Genomic DNA, 5,597 nt, shown 5'->3' on the forward strand with positions numbered 1-5,597 from the left:
GGGTGCCGGCCCCGTCGTGTGCGGGACGGCTCAGCCGGCACCCCGAGGGAATCCTCGCGGTGCCGGCCCCGTCGTGTGCGGGACGGCTCAGCCCTGCGGCCAGGCGTCGGCCAGCATCTTGCGGGTGTCGGCGAGCAGCTGCGGCAGCACCTTGGTGTGGCCGACCACCGGCATGAAGTTGGTGTCCCCGCCCCAGCGCGGCACCACGTGCTGGTGCAGGTGGGCGGCGATGCCGGCGCCCGCGGCGGCGCCCTGGTTCATGCCGATGTTGAAGCCGTGCGCGCCGGAGGCGGTGCGAAGCGCGGTCATCGCGTGCTTGGTGAAGACGGCGAGCTCGGCCGTCTCGGCCTCGTCCAGCTCCGTGTAGTCCGCGACGTGCCGGTACGGGACGACCATCAGGTGGCCGCCGTTGTACGGGTAGAGGTTGAGCACCGCGAACACGGCCGAGCCGCGGGCGATGACCAGCCCCTCCTCGTCGGTGAGCTTCGGGATGCCGCAGAACGGGCAGCCGTCGTCCGGGGACGGGCCGGTGGGCTTGTTCTCACCCTGGATGTACGCCATCCGATGGGGGGTCCACAGGCGGCGGAAGCCGTCCGGCTCCCCCACGCCCCGCTGCAGTTCGGGCTCACTCGTCATGCCGATCAGCATATGCGTCCCGACCGGGGTGCCGAAAAGGCCGGGGCGGGTCCGTGCGGACCCGCCCCGGCCGACTGCGTACGAGGTCAGACCTGGATGCGGCGCTGCACCGCGTCCACGATCTCGGCCACCGCGTCGGCGACCGGCACACCGTTCTTCTGCTCGCCGTTGCGGTAGCGGAAGGACACCGCGCCCGCCTCGACGTCGTCGTTGCCCGCGATCAGCATGAAGGGGACCTTCTGCTTCTGGGCGTTGCGGATCTTCTTCTGCATCCGGTCGTCGGAGGTGTCGACCTCGACGCGGATGCCGTGCTTCTTGAGCTCGGCCGCGACGTCCAGCAGGTACGGCACGTGCTCGTCGGTGATCGGGATGCCGGTCACGGCGACCGGGGCCAGCCACGGCGGCATGGCACCGGCGTAGTGCTCCAGCAGCACCGCGAAGAACCGCTCGATCGAGCCGAACAGGGCGCGGTGGATCATCACCGGGCGCTGGCGCGAGCCGTCCGCCGCGGTGTACTCGAGGTCGAAGCGCTCCGGCAGGTTGAAGTCGAGCTGGATGGTCGACATCTGCCAGGTGCGGCCGATCGCGTCCTTGGCCTGGACGGAGATCTTCGGGCCGTAGAAGGCCGCGCCGCCCGGGTCCGGCACCAGCGGGAGGCCCTGCTTCTCGGCCACGGCGGAGAGGACGGCGGTGGCCTCCTCCCAGGTCTCGTCCGCGCCGACGTACTTCTCCGGGTCCTTGGTGGAGAGCTCCAGGTAGAAGTCGGTCAGGCCGTAGTCGCGCAGCAGGTTGAGCACGAAGGTCAGGGTCGAGTCGAGCTCGTCCGCCATCTGCTCGCGGGTGCAGTAGATGTGCGCGTCGTCCTGGGTGAAGCCGCGGGCACGCGTCAGGCCGTGCACCACACCGGACTTCTCGTACCGGTACACGGTGCCGAACTCGAACAGGCGCAGCGGCAGTTCACGGTAGGACCGGCCGCGCGCGTCGAAGATCAGGTTGTGCATCGGGCAGTTCATGGGCTTGAGGTAGTAGTCCACGCCTTCGTCGAGCTGCATGGGGGGGTACATGCCGTCGGCGTACCAGTCCAGGTGGCCGCTGGTCTCGAACAGCTTCCCCTTGGTGGCGTGCGGGGTGTAGACGAACTCGTAGCCCTCCTCCTCGTGCCGGCGGCGCGAGTAGTCCTCCATGGCCCGGCGGATGATGCCGCCCTTGGGGTGGAAGACGGCGAGGCCGGAGCCGATCTGCTCCGGGATGGAGAACAGGTCGAGCTCGTTGCCGAGCTTGCGGTGGTCGCGCTTCTCGGCCTCGACCAGGAAGTCGAGGTGCGCCTTCAGCTCGTCCTTGCTCGGCCAGGCGGTGCCGTAGATGCGCTGCAGCATCGGGTTCTTCTCGCTGCCGCGCCAGTAGGCCGCCGCGTTGCGCATCAGCTTGAACGCCGGGATGTGCCGGGTGCTGGGCAGGTGCGGGCCGCGGCAGAGGTCGCCCCAGCACTGCTCGCCGGACTTGGCGTCCAGGTTGTCGTAGATGGTGAGCTCGCCGGCGCCGACCTCGACGTCCGCGCCCTCGCCCGCGGTCGCGGCGGAGCCCTTGAGGCCGATCAGCTCCAGCTTGTACGGCTCGGCGGCCAGCTCCTCGCGGGCGGCGTCGTCGGCCACCACGCGGCGGGAGAACTTCTGCCCGCGCTTGATGATCTCCTGCATCTTCTTCTCGATGGCCTTGAGGTCATCGGGGTGGAAGGGCTTCTCGACGTCGAAGTCGTAGTAGAAGCCGTCCTTGACCGGCGGGCCGATGCCGAGCTTGGCCTCCGGGAAGAGCTGCTGCACGGCCTGCGCCATCACGTGCGCGGTGGAGTGCCGCAGGATGTCCAGGCCGTCCTTGCTGGAGATCTCGACCGGCTCGACCTCGTCGCCGTCCTGCACGGCGTAGGCGAGGTCCTTCAGCTGGCCGCCGACGCGGGCGGCGATGATCGAGCGGTCGTCGGCGAAGAGGTCGGCGGCCGTGGTGCCCGTGGTCACCACGCGCTCTTCCCGATCGGGTTCGCGGTTGATGATGATCCGGACGTCGGTCACCGGTCTCTCCTGACATCTGTGGTCCGCAGCACCCTGCTGCGCCCCTCGATGGTACCGAGAGCGGCAGGTCCGGTGCGCACCGCTCCTTCCGCCGCGCCACGGCCGCCCCACCTGCCCGTCCGGCCCCTTTCGTCCCTCCCGCCCCGGCCGTCCCGGCCCCGCCGGCCGGCGAGCCGCCCCGGGGCACGGTTGAGCGGCTGTCAAGTGCGGTATCACCAGGGCAGAGTCCGGTGCGCCCCTGGTCCTCGGGGGCGCGTCGGGCAACAGCCCGGCGGCACTTGAGGGGCAGTCATGCAGAAGTCCCGACCCTGGTACGAGGGCCCGATCGCCTCCTTCGACACCGAGACCACCGGCGTGGACGTCGAGCACGACCGGATCGTCTCCGCGGCACTCGTCCTCCAGGGCGCCCCCGGCACCGCCCCGGTCACCACAACCTGGCTGGCCGACCCCGGAGTTCCGATCCCGGAGGGCGCCCGCGCGGTGCACGGGATCAGCGACGAGCACGCCCGGACGCACGGCCGCCCGCCGCGCACGGTGGTCGCCGAGATAGCCCGGGCGCTGGCCGAGACGGCGCTGGCCGGCGTCCCGCTGGTGGTCATGAACGCCCCGTACGACCTCACCCTGCTCGACCGGGAGCTGCGCCGGCACCGCGGCAGTTCGCTCGGCGAGGCGCTCGGCGGCACCGAACTCCTGGTGCTGGACCCGCGGGTGCTGGACAAGCACATCGACCGCTACCGCAAGGGCCGTCGCACCCTCACCGACCTGTGCGCCTACTACGGGGTCCGGCTGACCGGTGCGCACGACGCGGCGGCGGACGCGACCGCCGCCCTCGACCTGGTGCGCGCGCTCGGCACCCGGCACCCGGAGCGGCTGGGCGCACTGCCCACGGCCGAACTGCACGTCCGGCAGGCGGTCTGGCACGCGGCGCAGGCCCGCGGGCTGCAGAGCTGGTTCGACCGGGAGGGCACCCCGGAGCGGGTGGACACCGCCTGGCCTCTGCGCCCGGCCCGCTGCGGCTGCGGCCAGACACTCACCGCCGAACACCGCTGCGAGGCCGCGGCCTGAGCCGGCGGCACGCCGCGGGACCGGACACCCCCGGACCGAGACGTCCCGGACCGAACGGCCTGGACCGAACGGCCTGGATCGAACGGCCTGGATCGAACACTCCGACAACGACAGAGGCCCCGGCCGCACTTGGCGGTCGAGGCCTGCTGCTCGGTGGGCGATACTGGGATCGAACCAGTGACCCCTTCGGTGTGAACGAAGTGCTCTCCCGCTGAGCTAATCGCCCGGGCAACGAGAAGAACAGTACCACCTTCCGGCCCGGCGCCCCAATCGCTTACCGGTCGGGCCCGCCCGACACTCCCCCAGATCGCCTCCGGCACAGCTTCGGTGAATACCCGTCAGCCGATCGAGCTTTTTCGGAAATCATCGGAAAACAACATAAGGCCCAGACCTGTAAATGGTCTGGGCCTTACATCTCACACTGCATTCCGGGTGGGCGATACTGGGATCGAACCAGTGACCCCTTCGGTGTGAACGAAGTGCTCTCCCGCTGAGCTAATCGCCCGGGTGCAGGGAAAACATTACCCCATCCGCGGGGGTGCTCCGAACACCCTCCCGGTCAGTGCAGGTCCCAGGGCAGCGCCAGGCCGTAGCGCCACAGGTACCAGCCGAGAAGCGCGCCGATGATCACCAGGCCGATCACGGTCAGCGTGATGTTGCGGCGGCGCACCTTCGGGTCCAGCGCCCGCTCGGCCGCCTCCGCGACCTTCCGCCGCGTCCAGCGCAGCACCAGCTGGGCCCAGACGAACTCGGTGGCCCAGATGCCCATGCCCAGGAAGATGACCACCCAGCCCGGACCGGGCAGCGGCAGCAGGATCACGCCGAGCCCGACCACCGCCAGGCCGACCAGGAAGATCACCACCTGCCAGCTCAGGTGCAGCGACCGTGAACGCCGGATGAACTCCGGGGCCCGCGAGCCCAGCGGCCGGCCCCCGCCGCCCGACCGGTCGCCGCCCTCGCTCCCGCCCTCGCCACCGTCGGACGCCATGGGTGCCCCGTCCTCGACCCGGTCAGGATTGTCGTTTCGTACAGCCATGCGGGAAAAGTACCGGAGATACCCGCCGGTACGGGGCCCGACTCCCCGCCTCCGGCGATTCCGCAATGCGCCGGAAGGGGTACGACACGGCGTTGAATCGGGACAGAGGGGTTTACACCGGGCTTTCGGGTGGGATGGTCCGTTCGCCGACGTGCGATTCCCCGAGCGCACACTGAGCGAAAGGCCCTGGCGCTTATGAACACCACGGTCAGCTGCGAGCTGCACCTGCGCCTCATCGTGTCCAGCGAGTCCTCCCTGCCCGTCCCCGCGGGCCTGCGCTACGACACCTCGGACCCCTATGCCGTGCACGCCACCTTCCACACCGGTGCCGACGAGACCGTCGAGTGGGTGTTCGCCCGTGATCTCCTCGCGGAGGGGCTGCACCGACCGACCGGGACCGGCGACGTCCGGGTGTGGCCGTCGCGCAGCCACGGTCAGGGGGTCGTCTGCATCGCCCTGAGCTCTCCGGAAGGAGAGGCCCTGCTGGAAGCCCCGGCGCGGGCGCTCGAGTCGTTCCTCAAGCGCACCGACGCCGCCGTGCCGCCCGGCACCGAACACCGTCACTTCGACCTCGATCGGGAGCTGTCCCACATCCTCGCCGAAAGCTGACCTCGCCTCGGCGGGCCCGCCTCGGCGCGGCCACGCCCACTGCGTCCGTCCTACTCGGGGGCACGGTCGCACCTGCCGCCACGTACCACCGGCGGTCTCGGGGTCACCGTCGGGCCGGTCGGCCCGACGGTGGTTGCGCCCGGCAGCACGGCCGGCCACCGCACTGGGGTGGCCGGCCGTGCTGC

At 70.7% G+C, this 5,597-nt stretch carries 5 protein-coding genes and 2 tRNA genes; 2 read left to right on the forward strand and 5 right to left on the reverse strand.

The window, feature by feature from the left end; all coding sequences use genetic code 11:
- Positions 1-87: 87 nt before the first annotated feature.
- Positions 88-648, reverse strand: coding sequence for an HIT domain-containing protein (locus tag AB0P35_RS41380; RefSeq protein ID WP_095871966.1), 561 nt, complete (start codon positions 646-648; stop codon positions 88-90).
- Positions 649-722: 74 nt separating this feature from the next.
- Entirely contained in the window at positions 723-2,702 is a 1,980-nt protein-coding gene (gene thrS, locus AB0P35_RS41385) for a threonine--tRNA ligase (RefSeq protein ID WP_095871967.1), read from the reverse strand.
- 291 nt (positions 2,703-2,993) lie between these two features.
- On the opposite strand from thrS, the gene AB0P35_RS41390 reads away from it, so the two are divergent.
- A complete protein-coding gene (locus AB0P35_RS41390) occupies positions 2,994-3,767 on the forward strand; it encodes a 3'-5' exonuclease (RefSeq protein WP_363521630.1) in 774 nt (257 codons plus the stop codon).
- 154 nt (positions 3,768-3,921) lie between these two features.
- Here the strand turns inward: AB0P35_RS41390 and AB0P35_RS41395 are convergent.
- From AB0P35_RS41395 to AB0P35_RS41405, 3 genes are all read right to left on the reverse strand, one after another.
- Positions 3,922-3,993 (reverse strand) — tRNA-Val (locus tag AB0P35_RS41395).
- Positions 3,994-4,200: 207 nt separating this feature from the next.
- A tRNA-Val gene (locus AB0P35_RS41400) sits at positions 4,201-4,272 on the reverse strand.
- Between the two features lie 54 nt (positions 4,273-4,326).
- Positions 4,327-4,755, reverse strand: coding sequence for a TIGR02611 family protein (locus AB0P35_RS41405; protein WP_363521632.1), 429 nt, complete (start codon positions 4,753-4,755; stop codon positions 4,327-4,329).
- 243 nt (positions 4,756-4,998) lie between these two features.
- On the opposite strand from AB0P35_RS41405, the gene AB0P35_RS41410 reads away from it, so the two are divergent.
- Positions 4,999-5,412 (forward strand): SsgA family sporulation/cell division regulator, encoded by a 414-nt coding sequence (locus AB0P35_RS41410; protein WP_030268554.1) that lies wholly within the window; start codon positions 4,999-5,001, stop codon positions 5,410-5,412.
- Positions 5,413-5,597: the final 185 nt, after the last annotated feature.

Origin of the sequence: Kitasatospora sp. NPDC085879 (assembly GCF_040686255.1) — a bacterium.
Taxonomy (GTDB): Bacteria; Actinomycetota; Actinomycetes; order Streptomycetales; family Streptomycetaceae; genus Kitasatospora.

Coding starts and splice junctions, on each gene's coding strand:
- AB0P35_RS41390 (WP_363521630.1), top strand. CDS start 2,994: ATGCAGAAGTCCCGACCCTGGTACGAGGGCCCGATCGCCTCCTTCGAC.
- AB0P35_RS41410 (WP_030268554.1), top strand. CDS start 4,999: ATGAACACCACGGTCAGCTGCGAGCTGCACCTGCGCCTCATCGTGTCC.
- AB0P35_RS41405 (WP_363521632.1), bottom strand. CDS start 4,755: ATGGCGTCCGACGGTGGCGAGGGCGGGAGCGAGGGCGGCGACCGGTCG.
- AB0P35_RS41380 (WP_095871966.1), bottom strand. CDS start 648: ATGCTGATCGGCATGACGAGTGAGCCCGAACTGCAGCGGGGCGTGGGG.